The sequence below is a fragment of the Sphingopyxis sp. BSN-002 genome, assembly GCF_022024275.1.
Lineage (GTDB): Bacteria > Pseudomonadota > Alphaproteobacteria > Sphingomonadales > Sphingomonadaceae > Sphingopyxis.
In genome coordinates this window covers 2,768,406-2,783,740 of record NZ_CP091804.1, presented here as the reverse complement: position 1 = coordinate 2,783,740, position 15,335 = coordinate 2,768,406, and the positions used below count along the sequence as shown (strand labels likewise).

Here is a 15,335-nt window from a genome sequence, read left to right as displayed (position 1 = left end):
CGGCCAGGCAGGCTCGCCGCGGCGTCCGCCCGCGGGAGTGATGCCGCGCGGCTGATGGTTCCGGCGCGTCCGCGCGCCATCCGATCATCCGAGCCATCAAGACCCGAAGGAGCAGACCATGCTCGACAAGACCGACCTCCACCGCCGCATCGAGACGCCCGACATGAAGGATTATGGCGTCTATCTCGCGGTCGACCGCCTGCTCGACTGCCAGAAGCCGCTCGCCGAGCTGTGCACTGCCGACGAATTGCAATTCCAGATCGTCCATCAGGTCGAGGAATTGTGGATGAAGCTCATCGCCTTCACGCTCGGCGAGATCGACGGCCATATGGCCGCGGGCGAGACGATGCGCGTCATCACGCTGTTCGACCGCGTCAACCGCATCATGCGGCTGATGACCAGCCAGCTCTCGCTGCTCGAGACGATGAGCCCCTTCGACTATCAGTCGATCCGCCTCCAGCTCGGCAACGGGTCGGGGCAGGAAAGCCCGGGCTTCCAGCTGCTGCTCACCATGCCTCAGCCGCTCTGGGTGCGCTACAAGGCCGCCTATCTGGAGCCCACGGGCCGCACGATCGCCGACGTCTATGACACCGGATACAAGCACGACGACGCCTATATGGTCGCCGAGGCGCTGATCGAGTTCGACGAGCAGTTCCAGATCTTCCGCGCGCTCCACATCTATCTGATCCACCGCTCGATCGGCATGGGGTCGAAGTCGCTGAAGGGTCGCCCGGTCGAGCTGCTCAACGCCGGCACGCGGCACCGCTTCTTCCCCGAACTCTGGGACATCCGCGCCGAGATGACCGACCGCTGGGGCGCCGAATATGGCGTGAAGCGCGACAGCATCAGCGGCCATTCGGCCGCCGGGCACGGCAGCGGGCTGTGACGGGCGCACTGCTGCCGGAGGCGGTCGGCGACCGCTTCCACCTGCCGCCGGACGCCGTCTATCTCAAAAGCCACAGCGTCGGCTGCCAGCCGCGCGCGGCCGAAACGCTGCTGCGCGACAAACTGTTGACCCCTTGGCGCGAAACGGGCGAGGCTTGGCCGCACTGGCTGGAATCAATCGACGAGTGGCGCGCGGCGCTGGGCAGCCTGATCGGCGTCGAGGCGCGCGATCTGTGTCCCGCAACCAATGTCAGCGCGGCGTTGTCGCGCTATATCTCGGCGCTGGGCAAGGCGACCGACCGGCGCACGATCTTGCTCGCGCCGAGCGCCTTTCCGACGATCGGCTATCTCGCGAGCGGGCTTGCGGCGGCGGGATGGACGACGCGCTATCTGCCCGACGACGCCGATGTCCGCGACGTCGCGAGCTGGCAAGCGGCGCTGGGCGACGATGTCGCGCTGGTGATCGCGATGCACGTCAGCTCGAACAGCGGCGCGCTGACCGACATCGCCGCGGTCGCCTCGGCTGCGCGAGCCGCCGGCGCCCGCTGCATTACCGATTGCGCGCAGTCGGTCGGCGTCGTGCCGGTGACGCCCTCCCTATGGGGCTGCGACGCCGTGCTCGGCACCAGCGTCAAATGGCTGTGCGGCGGTCCGGGCGCCGCGTGGCTCTGGGTCGCGCCGCACGACCGCACCGCGCTCGATCCGATGGAGCGCGGCTGGTGGAGCCACGAAAATCCGTTCGAGATGGATATCCGCGACTTTCGTTATGCACCCGACGCGCGGCGCTGGTGGGGCGGCACGCCCGACGTCGCGCCGTTCGTCCTGTCGACGGCGGGGATCGGCGAGATCGCCGCGATCGGCGTCGATGCGGTGCGCGGCCATAATCAGGCGCTACAGGCGATGCTGCACGAAGCGCTCGAACGCAAAACGCCGCAATGGCGCTGGCCGACGGGTGCGATCGGCGGGACGCTGTGCATCGACACCGGCGGCGATCGGCCGCGCGTCGCCGAAGCGCTCGACCGGCACCATCTCCGCGCCGACTTTCGCGGCACGGTCCTGCGGCTGTCGTTCCACGCCTATAGCAGCGCCGCCGATGTCGAGGCGACCGCGAAGGCACTCGGCTAGAGCGCCGGCCGCCGGTCGAACCAGGGCTGCGCCGTCTCGAGCTGCGTCGCGAGCTGGAGCAGCAGCGCCTCCTCGCCCACGCGGCCGACGAACTGCGTGCCCATCGGCAAGCCTTCGGGCGTCCACCACAGCGGGACATTGATCGCCGGCTGGCCGGTCGCATTCTGGATCGCGGTGAAGGGGACATAGTCGGTCATCGATCCGAAGCCGGCGGCGACGTCCTCGCTGTCGAGCGCGAAGCTGCCGTTGCGCGGCGGCGGCGCGCCGAGCGTCGGGGTCAGCCAGATGTCGTAATCGGCGTGCCATGCGGCGACCGCGCGCGCCATTTGCTGGAGCTGAAAGATCGCACCCCACAGCTGTGGCGCGCTGATCCCCTTGCCCATTTCATAGAGCCCGCGCGTCAGCCCTTCCAGATTGTCGGGGCCGGGCACCTGTCCGGTCATCATCGCGATCCCATCGATCTGCATCGCCGCGCCGCTCGACCAGATTGCCATGAAGGCGGGCACCATCGCATCATTGTCGACCGGCGGCGAGACCTCCTCGACATGGTGGCCAAGGCTTTCGCACAGCTTCGCCGCATGCTCGACCGCGGCGACTGCCTGGTTGTCGAGCGTACCACCGCCCGGACGCGTCTTCGCAAAACCGATACGCAGTTTCGGACAGGGTTCCTCGGCCGCGCGGCGCCAGCTCGGCGGGGCGGGCGGCGCCGCGTAGGGATCGCCCGGTTCCGCGCCTGCCGTCACGTCGAGCATGGCAGCGGTGTCGCGAACGCTGCGGCTGACGACATGCTCGGCGGCGAGCCCGCCCATCACATCGCCGAGCATCGGCCCCAGCGGATTGCGTGCGCGCGTCGGCTTCAGCCCGACCAGCCCGTTGCAGCTCGCCGGGATGCGGATCGATCCGCCGCCGTCGTTGGCGTGCGCCACCGGCACAATCCCCGCAGCGACCGCAGCGCCCGATCCGCCCGACGATCCGCCGGTCGAATGAGCCAGGTTCCAAGGGTTGCAGGCGGGACCGTAGAGCACGCTTTCGGTCGTTGCGACGACGCCGAATTCGGGCACATTGGTCTTGCCCAGCGGCACCAGCCCGCCCGCAAGGAAGCGCTGCACCAGCGTCGCGGTAAAGGGCATCGGCACCGGCGGCGAGATGCGCGAACCGTTGCGCGTCGGCCAGCCCGCGAGGTCGCCCAATATATCCTTCAGCAGAAAGGGCACACCCTTGAACGGGCCATCGGGCAGCGCGCCCTTCGCGCGGTCGCGGGCGCCGTCATAATCGGTGAAGATCACGGCGTTGAGTCGCGGGTTCAGCGCCTCGGTCCGCTCGATCGCGGTATCGACGAGTTCGAGCGCCGATACCTCGCCTTTCGCAACGAGTTCGGCGAGGCCGAGCGCATCGTAACGGTCATATTCGGCGAAACCCATCCGTTTCCTCCCTTTTCGATGATCCGGCCGCGCCCTGCGCGCCCTATTCAGATGTCGACGACGATCTTGCCGAAGTGCGCGTTCGCAATCTGGTGGCGGAACGCGTCGGCCAGACGTTCGAGCGGGAAATGATCGCTGATGACGGGCCGGATGCCGTTCGCGTCGACCCCCGCGATCATCGCCAGCTGCTGCGCGCGGCTCCCAACGGTCAGTCCCTGCACCCGCAGATTCTTGCTCATCAGCAGCGCGGTCTGCACCGGCCCGGCGATGCCCGCGAGGACGCCGATCAGCGCGACGTGGCCGCCGACCCGCGCGGCGCGCATCGACTGGTCGAGCGTTCCCGCGCCGCCGATCTCGACGACGGTATCAACACCGCACCCGCCGGTCAGTTCGAGCGCCCGCGCGCCCCATTCGGGCACCTCTTTGTAATTTATCAGTTCGTCGGCCCCGAGCGCCTTCAGCCGCTCGAGCTTCGCATCGGACGAGCTCGTCGCGATCACGCGCGCGCCCGCGGCCTTGGCGAACTGCAGCGCGAAGACCGAAACGCCGCCGCTGCCCTGGATCAGTATCGTCGATCCAGGTTGGGTGTCGCCGTCGACGAACAGCGCGCGCCATGCGGTGAGGCCGGCGCAGGTCAGCGTCGCCGCCTCCGCCGCCGAATATCCCTTGGGCGCGTGCGTGAACCAGTGCCGCGGCGTCACGACCACTTCGCGCGCATAACCGTCGGTGCTGTCGCCGGGGACGTTGGCCAAGGCGGCCGGCGGCACGGGGCCGTCGTTCCAGTCGGGAAAGAACAGCGAGACGACCGGATCGCCGACCTGATAGTCGGTGGCCCCCTCGCCCACCGCCTCGATCGTCCCGGCGCCGTCGGACATCGGGATGCGGTTCTCGACGGTCGGGATCATCCCCGCGACGACCGCGAAGTCGTGGAAGTTCAGCGACGACGCCGTCAGCCGGACGCGGATCTCGCCCGGCCCCGGATCGCCGGGATCGGGCAGATCGGCGGGCACCAGATTGTCGAGAGACGCCGGTGCCCGCAGCTGGATGGCGCGCATTACTCCGCGGCCATCGCCATTTCGACGCGCTGCGGGCCGCGGATCACGCCGCCGGGGGTCGGCCCCTGCATTTCGCCGCCCTTGAAGGTGACGACGCCCGACTTGACCGTCGCAACATAGCCGTCGGCCTTTTGCAGCAGGCGCTTGCCGCCCGCGGGCAGGTCGAACGCGAGCCAGGGCTTGCCGAGCTTGATCTCATCCATGTCGATGACATTGAGATCGGCGAGATAGCCCGGCGCGAGCACGCCGCGATCCTCCAGACCATAGAGCATCGCGGTGTCACGGCACTGGCGCTTCACCGCATGTTCGAGCGCGATGCGCTTGCCCGCTCGGTCGCGCACCCAATGCTGGAGCATGAAGGTCGGCGAGGCGGCATCGCAGATCGTCCCGCAATGCGCGCCGCCGTCCGACAGACTGTTCACCGTGTCGTCCGACGCCTGCAGATCCTCGAGGAAATTGAGGTTGCCGTCGCGGTAGTTGAGGATCGGGAAATAGATGAAGCCCTTGCCATCGTCCTTCATGAGGAGGTCGTAGGCATATTCGGCCGGCGAGACGCCCGCGGCGGCGGCGCGCGCCATGATACTTTCGTCCGTTCGCGGCTCGTAGTTGAAATCGGGGTCCATTTCGAAATGGACGGGCCAACCCTCGGCGACGACCATCAGGAAGTCGAGGATGTCGCTTTCGGGCCAGACGTTCGCTTCTTCGACCATGCGCTTTTTGAACGCCGGGTCTTTCAGATGCGCAAGCTGCTGGTCCCACGGCAGGTCGATGATCTCGTTCCATGCCGGCTTGAAACGGAACGGATGCACCGTGCCCTGCCATGCCATGATCACGCCGTTGCCGCGCAGCGCGATCTGCGCGACGATGTTCGCACCAGTCGCATTCTGGCGGCGCATTTCCTCGATCTGCTCCTCGAGCGGAAGCTCCTTGGCGATCGACTGGAGCGCGGCGAAGGTCACGGGCAGCCCGGTTTCGCGGCTGAGGTCGCCCATCCACTCGAACTCGTTCCACTCGCGCTTGAGGTCGCTCGCCATTTCGAACACGCCATAGCCGACGCGGCCCATCGCACGGCCGATCGCGATCAGCTCCTCGGCGGTCGCGGTCGTGCCGGGGACGAGTTCGCCGTCGATCGACTTGTGGAGCACGGTGCGGCTGGTCGAGAAGCCGAGCGCGCCGGCGCGCACGCCTTCCTCGACGATGCGCGACATTTCGGCGATATCCTCGTCGGTCGGGATCGCACCGGGTTTTTCGCGGTCGCCGAGCACATAGGCGCGGACGGCGCCGTGCGGTACGTGGCACGCGACATCGACGGTGCGCGGCAGCTTTTCGAGCGCGTCCATATATTCGGGGAAGGTTTCCCAGTCCCACGACATGCCCTCCGCCAGCGCGGTGCCGGGGATATCCTCGACCCCTTCCATCAGCGAAATCAGCCATTCGTGGCGGTCGGGCTTGGCGGGCGCGAAGCCGACGCCGCAATTGCCCATGACGACCGTCGTCACGCCGTGCCAGCTCGACGGCGCCATTTCGGCGTCCCATGTCGCCTGCCCGTCATAATGGGTGTGGACGTCGACGAAGCCGGGGGTAACGATCTTGCCGCTGGCGTCGATCTCCTCGCGGCCGGCACCAAGATTCTGCCCGACCGCGACGATGCGATCGCCCTCGACCGCGACGTCCGCCACGAAGGGCGCGCCGCCCGAACCGTCGACGACCGTGCCGCCGCGTATCACCAGATCATGCATCCCGACTCTCCCGATTCTTTTGGCTCGATTTTTTAGTTTCACCGAAAAACCTATCATCAAAATCGGGATATGCAAATAAACGCGCCCGATGCGCGGCGAGCCGCTATGATGCCGCGATAAAACCACCGGGAGTCGCTGCCATGATCCGACCGCTTACCCTCGCCCTGCTGCTCGCCATCTCTGCCGCGCCGATCGCCGCGAAGCAGGCGCCCGCGCCCTCCTACAAGGCCGCGCTCGCCGATCCTGCGCGCCCCGCCGCCGACCGCGAGCGCGACGCCGCGCGCAAGCCCGCCGAGCTGCTCGCCTTCGCCCAGATCAAGCCGGGGCAGAAGGTCGGCGACTATGTGATGGGGGGGGGCTACGTCACCCGGCTGCTCGCCGCCGCGGTCGGGCCGACGGGCAAGGTCTTCGCCTTCCAGCCCGCCGAGTTCATCAAGTTCAAGGCGCAATATGGCACCGATCAGGCCGCAGTCGACGCGGCTTATGCGAATGTCGACGCGGTCGCCGGACCCTTCGCGGCGCCCGCTTTCCCCGAACCGCTCGATGTCATCATCACGGTGCAGAATTTCCACGACCTGTATCTGAAGCCCTTCCCCGAAGGCACCGGCGACAAGGCGAGCGCGGCGCTGTTCGCGGCGCTGAAACCCGGCGGTGCGCTGATCGTCGTCGATCATAGCGCTGCGAAGGGCAGCGGCACGACGCTGTCGGACAGCCTGCACCGCATCGACAAGGATGCGGTCGTCGCGGCGCTGACGAAAGCGGGGTTCAAGCTGGAGGCTGAGAGCAAGCTCTACAGCCGCCCCGCCGACCCGCGCACCGCCAACGTCTTCGATGCCGCGATCCGCGGCAAGACCGACCAGTTCACCCTGCGCTTTCGCAAACCGGGATAAATCATGACCAGCGACGACGAAGATTATGTCTATGACGAGGCGAGCGGCGAATGGCTGTCCGCCGCCGACGCGAGGGACCGCGCCACCGCCGCTGCCGCGGGCCCCGAAGTGCGCGACGCCGTCGGCAATCTGCTCGCCGACGGGGATTCGGTGGTTCTCGTCAAGGATCTGACCGTCAAAGGCGCGGGGCAGACGCTGAAGGTCGGCACCGTGATCAAGTCGATCCGACTGACCGGCGACGATCAGGAAATCGACTGCCGGTTCGAAGGGATCAGGGGGCTGGTGCTGCGCGCGGAGTTCGTGCGCAAGCGCTAGCCGCGCGCCGAGGGCGGCGTTTCCGAACCCCAGTTCGGCCGCGCCGCCTCCATTCCCGCGACGACCTTGTCCCAATAGGCTTCGGTCCGGCCCTGAAACTTCATGTCGAAGCTTTCGACCGTCCGGAACTCGAGAACTTCGACGCCGTCGGGGCCGGGCTTGTAGGTATAGGGCACGTCGCTGCCAACGAAAAAGCCGTCGCCCGCCCCGAGTTCCTCGGTCCCGAGCTTCAACGAACCGGCAATGATATAATAGAGGCAATCGGCGTCATGGCTGTGGAGCGGCAGCGCGAAGCCGCTTTTGAACCAGGCGTAGGTCAGGCTCATGTGCGGCAGGGAAAACAGCACCTTAGTGATGTTCCCTTCGCCCACGCCTGCCTCGACCCAGCGCCCGATCCCCGCTTCGACAATCGGGGTCAGGCCCGCGAGCGTCATCTTGTCGGTTTCATTGAGGTCGGGGGCGTCGATACCCCGGTAGATGCGGAACGGTGCTGCGCCCTGCTTGAGATCGGCCTCGGCCATGGCTCTCTCCTCTTCCTTTGTCGCGGCGATCATGCCGCAACCGGAAGAGGAGAGTCCAGCCCGGTCAGATTTTACCGAGCGTCTCGCGCCGGGGGCCGAGATAGCCGAACAGATAGGCGCCGACCTTGCGCATCTGGATTTCCTCGGCGCCCTCGGTGATCCTGTAGCGGCGGTGGTGGCGATAGATATGCTCGAACGGCTTGTGGCGCGAATAGCCGATGCCGCCATGGACCTGCATCGCACGGTCTGCGGCTTCGCAGCACAGGCGGTTCGCCCAATAGTTGCACATGCTGACCTTGTCGGAGAGGGTGCGCTCGATCTCCTTGTGCGGGGTGTTGTCCATGTCCCACGCGGTCTTGCGGATCAGCAGCCGGAGCATCTCGGCCTGCGTCGCCAGTTCGACCAGCGGAAACTGGATCGCCTGGTTGCGCGCCAGCGCCTCGCCGAACGGCTTGCGTTCGCGCGCGTACCGGACGCTTTCCTCGATGCAATAGACCGCGGCGCCGAGCGAGGACGCCGCCTGCCGGATGCGGTTCTGGTGGACAAAGCTCTGCGCGATCGACAGACCGCCGCCCTCCGGGCCGAGCCGCGCGTTGTCGGGGACCCAGACGTCGGTGAAGGTCATCCGCGGGTGATCGGTCGGCATGTTGAAAGTCCACATATATTCGTCGACCGTCATCCCCGGCGTGCCCGTCGGCACGAGCAGGCAGGTGATACCCTTGGCATCGCCATCCTCGCCCGATGTACGACAGAAAGCGGCGCAGTGGGTCGCGACATGCATGCCAGTGATCCACATCTTGCGCCCGTTGATCAGCCAGCCGTCGACGCCGTCGCGGGTCTCGCGGACGGCGCGCGTCTCCATATGCGTTGCGTCGCTGCCATGGTCGGGTTCGGTCAGGCCAAAGGCGGTACGGCGCTTGCCCTCGAAGCCGCCCAGAATGAACTCCTGCTTCTGTTCCTCGCTCGTCGCGAACTGCTCGAACATCTCGACGAAGGGGAAATTGCCGACGATACTGTGCTCGTTCTGCAGGTCGTTGTGGAGGCCGAGGCCCTTCGCGGCGAAATGCTCGCGGATCACCGCCATCCACAGATTCGACCCGTCCTTGCCGCCATATTTCTTGGGTGCAGAAAAGCGCCAGTGCCCCGCGGCATCGGCCTTGCGCGTTGCCTGCCGCAAGAGTTGCTCCCACTCATGGCGCGGCAGGCCCTGATTGTCCCAGTCGGTGCGCGCGTGCTCGCGGCGATGGTCGAAGAAGCGGATATTGTCGTCCGCCAGTTCCAGCGGCCTGATCTCCGCCTCGATGAACGCATCGAGCTCATCCAGATAGGCCTGCAGATCGGCCGGCATCCCAAAATCCATTACCTTCTCTCCCTTTGATTTCTCAGTCGCCGCCCCCGCCGCAGCCTCCGCACCCGCTGCTGCTGCCGCCACAACCGCTATCGCTGCTGCTGCTCGAACTGCTGTCGCTCCATCCCCCGCCGTCAGACGAGCGCGAGCGGTGAAAATCGGCAAGAGCCGATCCGGCGAGTACCGTCGTTCCGAACAGCGCGACCGCAAGTCCCGTCTCACCGGTCGTCGGTGCGCGTTTCAGCCGGTCATGCTTCTGACGTGCTTCCTTCAGCGCTGTGCGGCCGGCACGCGTCTGGTTGTCGACGCTCGCCCAGCGCCCGAACGCCCAGACGAGCGTGATGACGAGCAGGATGGCAAGAAAGAGGATCGGCTTGCCGCGCGAGAGGCCCACAAGCAGCTTGGTACCGCCGGCGATCAGCAACAGGACCAGCGGCGCGACCGAAATCATCGCGACGCGGCGGCGCTCCCCGGCGTCGAGCAGCAGTCCGCCGGCTTCGAGCCTCCGCTCGATCGCCGCCCCTTCGGGCTTGAGCGCCGCCTGGATATCCTTCCACCGGAAGGGCGACGGCAAGGCAAGCACCGCGCGTTCGCTCGCGGCCGAAGCCTCCCCCGTTCCGCGCGTGAAGGCTGTCCCGTCGAAACTGATCGCCCCCGATGCGAGCATCCGCGTCGTGACGCCGTCGGCGAGGCGATCATTCTTGCCCGCCAGATAGGCGAGGCTGTCGGGGTCTGCGAGCGGCTGGCTCCGCCCGCTCGGACGAGCGAGCCGCGACAGGATCGCCGAGATCGATACCGATGCCACCATCGCAATCACATAGGCCATCAGAAAGGCCGGCCCGCTCCATTCCAGGACATTCATCGTTACCGCCTCCCGCTCAAAGCGTCCACCAAAGCGCGACCCCCGCCAGCGCTATCACGCTGAAGGCGGCCGCGCCAAGACGTACGGGACGTTTGGGGACGATCCACGCTTCGGCGAGGACGACGCGGCGCGCTCGCGGATCGACATGGAAACGCTGCCAGCCCGAGGGCCAGATATCGGCGGGCGGATTCTCGCCGAACAGGCGTTCGTAGCTCGCGAGCGTTTCGGCATAGAGGTCGAAGTGGCGTCGTCCTTCGTCGGGTCCGCCCTCCGTCGGACCATGATGCAGCGGCGTTCCGAGCACCTGGCCGCACAGCCGGTCCCAATAGTCGCGGCTGTAGGCAAGATGGAGGTGCCACGCCTGATCGACCGCCTCCGACGGCACCGCCATATGCCCCGCCGCCATCGTCAGGAACAGGAAGCGGCGATATTCGTCCATCACGCGCGCGGCGTAGGCAGCGCTCCAGCCATTCTCGCGCGCCAGCCGCACCTCGAAATCGAGCGCCGCGCCCTCGGGTCCGACGCGATAGATCGAGAGAGCCTGCCACAGCGGATGGTCGCCCGCGTTCATCCGCCCCATTCGGCGCGCGCGGCAGCGAGCGCGGCGTATTTGGGGCTATCCACGGCGCATTTTTCCAGCACGGCGCGGCGCAGTTTCGCGAGCAGGCCCGGCTCGGCGAGTGTGGTCCTGCCCGCCAGCAACGCCTGTGACAGCGCGGCATCCTCGGCGCGCGTTCCCGCATCGAGATCGCGCAGCACGATCCCCAGCGCATTCATCGCAACCACCGCCTCGAACTTCGCATGGCCTTGCGATGCGGGTTTGATCGTGCCTTCGATCCAGTCGCGCACCGCCTGCACAATTTCGCGGTTGGTCGGCTCACCGACCGGCACGGGCGCCGCCTCGCCTGTCGTCGGCAAAGGCCGCGCGCGCTCGGCCTCGGGAGCCTCTTCTTCGAGGAGCGCGATCAGATCAAGCTCCTGTTCGGCGGTGCGCCTTCCGACGACGACGCGCTCGACGGTCGTATCGGCGCCGCTCCTCCACGCCTGCCCCATCTGCAGGCAGCCGAGCGCCCACCAGAGAGTGCGATAGACAAGCCAGAAACGGAAACGGGTGCGATCGACCTTTTGTCCGCCGGCGGCTTCATAGGCGGCGAAATAATCCTCGAGACTGCCGACCCCGAAGGCGGGCTTGTCGAGCTGGCCAAAGCGCCACACGGTCATGCAGCCGAAGGCCAGATCCTCATGCGCGTCGCCCAGGTGCGCGAGTTCCCAGTCCAGCACCACCGCAAGGCCGCCCGCGTCGACCATGATATTGCCCATGCGATAATCGCCGTGGACAAGCACGGGATCGGCCGGTTCGGGCAAATGATCCTCGCACCACCGGACCGCCAGCGCGATCGCGGGCCGGTCGCCGCCATAGGTGAGGAAACGGGCTTTCAGCTCGGCCAGCGCCGCGGCGGTATCCATCACGGGGATTTCCGGCGGGATCGCGGCGCGCGGCAGCGCATGGATCAGGGCCAGTTCACGGCCGAGATCGGCAACGAGCGACGATGGCGGCTCGGGCAATATTTTTGCAGGGCTGACCTCCGCAACGACGCGGCCCATCACATAACCGGTGCCCATGCCGTCACTGTCCGACAGCACGCCCACGACCTCGGGCGCCCTGACTCCGCCCCCGTGCGCTGCCTTGACCAGCGCCGCCTCGACCGGATGGCCATAGGGGCGCCCTTCCATATATTCGGCAGACGGCGCGCGACGCAGCACATAACCGCCGCCCGCCCAGTCGAACGCCCAGCTTTCCATATTCGCCCCGCCCGACAGCCTGGCGAGGCCCGTGAGCGAGCCGGGGCCGGCGATGCGCGCCATGAAGGCGGAAAGCGGTTCGGAGAGGTCGACCATTACTTAGCCATGCTAAGTATTTTTGACCGCCGCAACCCCGTAATCTCGCCAGGGCCGGGGAAGCGCAAGAAAGTGCAACTTTCGCGGCAACGCGCGATGCTTCGTCCGGCAAGCGCAGGGCCGCGCATCAATCGGCGCGCTCGCGCCCGCGCTGCATGACCGCAAGGCGCCGGGCTTCGACGTCTTCGGCACCGACCTGCCGGTTCGCCGCGGAGGTCGTTCGGTGCTCGAATGCCAGCGCTTCGCCGAAGGGCATCGCAAAGCCGTCGTCGATCAGCTTCTTGTACGTGCGCACCATGGCGGAATCGACGCTTGCGATGTCGCGTGCCAGTGCTCGCGCGGCAGGCAGGAGATCGTCCGGCGAAACGACCCGATTGACCAGACCCCAGTCGCGCGCAGCTTCGGCGCCGAGGAAATTTCCCGTCAGCGACAATTCTTTCGCGCGGCTGATGCCGATGATTCGCGACAGTTTCTGCGACAGGCCCCAGCCCGGCAAAATGCCGACCCGCGCGTGGGTGTCGGCAAAGCGGGCGTTGGTCGATGCGATCAGGATGTCGCAAGCGAGCGCGACCTCGAACCCGCCAGTGATCGCGACGCCGTTGATCGCGCCGATCACCGGTTGCGGGCAAAGCTCGATCGCCCGAACCGGATTCTCGTCCGCATCTTCGGCATTGGCCGCACCGAGATTGCCCGTATCGGCGCCAAGCTCCTTGAGGTCGAGCCCGGCCGTGAACGCGCGCTCGCCCGCCCCGGTCAGAATGATTGCGTGGACGCTCCCGTCGACGGCAAGTTTGCGCATTGCCTGCGCCAGTTCGCTGCGCAGCGCCCGCGACAATGCGTTCATCGCTTCGGGGCGATTGAGCGTGACCGTCGCGACACCCTCGTCGCGTGCAACCAGAACGAGCGCCATCAGGCAATTTCTCCCCACGAGGCATAATCCTCGACATGTACGTTGGGCCGGCGAAAGCTGGTAAAGCTCATGCTGGCCGACAGGTCGAGCGCTTCGACCTGATGCCACCAGCCGACCGGCAGGAAAACCCCCTCGCCGGGCCCGATGACCGTTTCGAGAACGGGCGGCGTCGCGGCATCGCCCTCGCCCGCGGGCAGCGCGTCATTGCCCCAGTCGGAGAAGCAATGGCGGCTGTTGCGCATGCGCGCAAAGGCCCAGGGCGGCGCCATGCGCACGCGCTTGCGGCCGAGCACCTGGACGAGCAGATTGTTGGTGAGATCGTGATGCCAAGGGGTGAGCGTGCCCTTCGGGCCGAGCCAGAAGAAGCCGTCGCGCTCGCGGCTGTCATCGAGCAACGCGATCGGCGCCATGTCGTCCCGCAGCGGCGTCAGCGCCGCCGCATTGGTCCCGCTGTTATAGGCGGTCAGATAAATGTCGTTGCTGGCCTCGTCCTTGCGGAGCCAGTCGATCAGTTCGTCGAAGCGGACGAGGCGGCGATGGCTGTCCTTGTCGAGCTCATAGTCCGGATCGCGCTCGCGTCCGACCTGCGCTTCGACCGCGTTGTTTCCCGCAACCGCCGCAAAATGATCGAGCGACCAGCGCGCGAGCGCGGGCCAATGGTCGATAATGCCGGTCAGCTTCGCGGGACGGTTCGCCTCATAATAGTGGCGATAAAAGAAGTCGGGGTCGGGGTTGCCCAGCGTATCGAGCGCAAATCCGCCCTCGGCCTCGAACGCCAGCCGCTGCTGGTTCGCAAGCAGCCAGCCCTGCTTCGCCATCCGCGCGGCCTGCCGCCGCAGCATCGTTGCCATCGGATCCTTGCCGACCCGGTCGATTTCATATTTTGCCGATGCTGCCGAGACGCCCGCGCAGACGAGCCGGACGTGCAGGGCGGCATCATCGTCGCCCGCGGCAAGTCCTTCGGCAAGGATCGCACGCTTGTCGGGCTGGGACATGAAGACCTCCGCTGGAACCGCCGCAGACTAGCGGACAAAGCCCGAGGCTCAAGCGCAAGTCGATGACAGGAAAATGACGGTCAGTCCCCCGGCGGTCCCTTATAGTCGGGGCCATAGACCGCCGCGCGGAAATCGCGGTGGAGCGTCCCGTCGAAGGGGATGCTCTGGACGAAGAAGACCGCGGTCAGCCTGTTCGCCGGATCGACCCAAAAGAGCGTCGAAGGCAGCCCGTCCCAGAAGAACTCGCCGACCGCGCCGCGATTTTCCTGCGGCGTCTGCGGCTGCGCCTTGCGCACCGCGAAGTCGAAACCGAAGCCCATCGCCCCCTTGCCCGGCAGCCACGCGCGCTCGGTGATCGACGGGTCGAGCTGGTCGGTCGCCATCAACCGTACGGTCGAGGGTTTCAGGATGCGCACGCCATCGAGTTCACCCTTGTTCAGCAGCATCTGGGCGAAGCGCTGATAATCGTCGAGCGTCGAGGCGAGCCCGAAACCGCCGGGGGTCAGCGCATGGTCCTGAAAATTGAGCATGCGCGCCTCGGCGTCGCTCTGCTGGACGAGCTTGCCGTCCTTCATCACGTTCATCGCGGCGAAGCGCGGCAGCCGCGCATCGGGCTGGCGCCACGCGGTCTCGGTCATTTTCAGCGGCTCGAAGATATGCCCGCGGACATAATCGGCGAAACGCTCGCCTGACAGTTTCTCGACAAGCCCGGCCTGCACGTCGACCGCCATGCTATATTCCCACTGCGTTCCCGGCTGGAAGAGCAAGGGCACGCCCGCGAGGCGGCGGCTCGCCTCCGACAGTGGCACCGTCAGCGCGAGCGGGTCGGCTGCGACATAGGCGTCATGGACAGGCGTCGGGCCGGCGCCATAGGCAAAGCCCGCGGTGTGGCGCAGGATGTCGCGCACCAGGATCGGCCGCTCGGCGGGCACATAGCGCGGCGTGCCATCGGCATTCTTGCCGGCATAGACGCGCATCGACGCATATTCGGGCAGATATTTCGCCAGCGGATCGTCGAGGTGGAACTTGCCCCGTTCCCAGAGCTGCATCAGCGCGACGCCGGTCACCGGCTTGGTCATCGAGAAAATCTGGACGATCGTGTCGCGGCGCATCGGACGCTTCGCATTGCGGTCGGCCATGCCGGCGGTCCCGAAATAGACCTCGCGCCCGTCCTGCCAGATCAGCGCCGACGTGCCCGCAGCGCGGCCGCTGTCGACCATCTGCTTCAGTGCCGCGTCGATGCGCGCCTTGTCGATGTGTAGCGTTTCGACCGGGGCGGCAGGCTTGGCGACCGCCGTTGCCGGGATGACCACCGGCGCGAGCGCCAGAGCGAGTGCAAAAAGACGGTTGCGCATGCCTCTCTCCCTTTT

General features: G+C 66.7%; 15 protein-coding genes. 4 read left to right on the top strand and 11 right to left on the bottom strand.

Annotated features, from left to right (window positions below; genetic code table 11):
- Positions 1-118: 118 nt before the first annotated feature.
- Together L7H23_RS13735 and L7H23_RS13730 are read left to right on the top strand one after the other, a co-directional pair.
- A complete protein-coding gene (locus tag L7H23_RS13735; protein ID WP_237836430.1) occupies positions 119-886 on the top strand; it encodes a tryptophan 2,3-dioxygenase family protein in 768 nt (255 codons plus the stop codon).
- Positions 883-2,010, top strand: coding sequence for an aminotransferase class V-fold PLP-dependent enzyme (locus L7H23_RS13730; protein WP_237836429.1), 1,128 nt, complete (start codon positions 883-885; stop codon positions 2,008-2,010). Before L7H23_RS13735 ends, L7H23_RS13730 begins: the two co-directional genes overlap by 4 nt.
- Here the strand turns inward: L7H23_RS13730 and L7H23_RS13725 are convergent.
- Genes L7H23_RS13725 through L7H23_RS13715 form a run of 3 tightly spaced genes read right to left on the bottom strand, consistent with a single transcriptional unit; the run spans position 2,007 to position 6,225 of the window.
- Positions 2,007-3,431 carry an amidase family protein gene (locus tag L7H23_RS13725; protein ID WP_237836428.1) on the bottom strand — a complete coding sequence of 475 codons (1,425 nt, stop codon included), beginning with the start codon at positions 3,429-3,431 and terminating at the stop codon, positions 2,007-2,009. The genes L7H23_RS13730 and L7H23_RS13725 overlap by 4 nt on opposite strands.
- Before the next feature lie 47 nt (positions 3,432-3,478).
- On the bottom strand, positions 3,479-4,486 hold the full coding sequence (locus L7H23_RS13720; RefSeq protein WP_237836427.1) for an NAD(P)-dependent alcohol dehydrogenase: 1,008 nt from the start codon (positions 4,484-4,486) through the stop codon (positions 3,479-3,481).
- Positions 4,486-6,225, bottom strand: a complete 1,740-nt coding sequence (locus L7H23_RS13715) for a D-aminoacylase (protein ID WP_237836426.1) — start codon at positions 6,223-6,225, stop codon at positions 4,486-4,488. The genes L7H23_RS13720 and L7H23_RS13715 overlap by 1 nt, the downstream gene beginning before the upstream one ends.
- Before the next feature lie 140 nt (positions 6,226-6,365).
- Here L7H23_RS13715 and L7H23_RS13710 point away from each other — a divergent pair, with 140 nt between their 5' ends.
- Together L7H23_RS13710 and L7H23_RS13705 are read left to right on the top strand one after the other, a co-directional pair.
- The gene (locus L7H23_RS13710) at positions 6,366-7,115 is read left to right on the top strand and encodes a methyltransferase (protein ID WP_237836425.1); all 750 of its coding nucleotides are present in this window, start codon (positions 6,366-6,368) and stop codon (positions 7,113-7,115) included.
- Between the two features lie 3 nt (positions 7,116-7,118).
- Entirely contained in the window at positions 7,119-7,430 is a 312-nt protein-coding gene (locus L7H23_RS13705; RefSeq protein WP_237836424.1) for an alkylphosphonate utilization protein, read from the top strand.
- Here the strand turns inward: L7H23_RS13705 and L7H23_RS13700 are convergent.
- The 8 genes from L7H23_RS13700 to L7H23_RS13665 all read right to left on the bottom strand — a co-directional run bounded on the left by L7H23_RS13700 (position 7,427) and on the right by L7H23_RS13665 (position 15,320).
- Positions 7,427-7,951 carry a cupin domain-containing protein gene (locus L7H23_RS13700; RefSeq protein WP_237836423.1) on the bottom strand — a complete coding sequence of 175 codons (525 nt, stop codon included), beginning with the start codon at positions 7,949-7,951 and terminating at the stop codon, positions 7,427-7,429. The genes L7H23_RS13705 and L7H23_RS13700 overlap by 4 nt on opposite strands.
- Positions 7,952-8,015: 64 nt before the next feature.
- Positions 8,016-9,311: an acyl-CoA dehydrogenase family protein gene (locus L7H23_RS13695; RefSeq protein WP_237836422.1), complete on the bottom strand. Its 1,296-nt coding sequence runs from the start codon at positions 9,309-9,311 to the stop codon at positions 8,016-8,018.
- Between the two features lie 22 nt (positions 9,312-9,333).
- Entirely contained in the window at positions 9,334-10,161 is an 828-nt protein-coding gene (locus L7H23_RS13690) for a TIGR04222 domain-containing membrane protein (RefSeq protein WP_237836421.1), read from the bottom strand.
- Positions 10,162-10,177: 16 nt separating this feature from the next.
- Positions 10,178-10,732 (bottom strand): hypothetical protein, encoded by a 555-nt coding sequence (locus tag L7H23_RS13685; RefSeq protein ID WP_237836420.1) that lies wholly within the window; start codon positions 10,730-10,732, stop codon positions 10,178-10,180.
- On the bottom strand, positions 10,729-12,060 hold the full coding sequence (locus tag L7H23_RS13680; RefSeq protein WP_237836419.1) for a phosphotransferase family protein: 1,332 nt from the start codon (positions 12,058-12,060) through the stop codon (positions 10,729-10,731). Before L7H23_RS13680 ends, L7H23_RS13685 begins: the two co-directional genes overlap by 4 nt.
- 127 nt (positions 12,061-12,187) lie before the next feature.
- Positions 12,188-12,970: an enoyl-CoA hydratase gene (locus L7H23_RS13675; RefSeq protein ID WP_237836418.1), complete on the bottom strand. Its 783-nt coding sequence runs from the start codon at positions 12,968-12,970 to the stop codon at positions 12,188-12,190.
- Positions 12,970-13,965, bottom strand: a complete 996-nt coding sequence (locus L7H23_RS13670; RefSeq protein ID WP_237836417.1) for a cupin-like domain-containing protein — start codon at positions 13,963-13,965, stop codon at positions 12,970-12,972. Before L7H23_RS13670 ends, L7H23_RS13675 begins: the two co-directional genes overlap by 1 nt.
- An 80-nt stretch (positions 13,966-14,045) precedes the next feature.
- Positions 14,046-15,320, bottom strand: coding sequence for a serine hydrolase domain-containing protein (locus L7H23_RS13665; protein WP_237836416.1), 1,275 nt, complete (start codon positions 15,318-15,320; stop codon positions 14,046-14,048).
- Between the last annotated feature and the right edge of the window lie 15 nt (positions 15,321-15,335).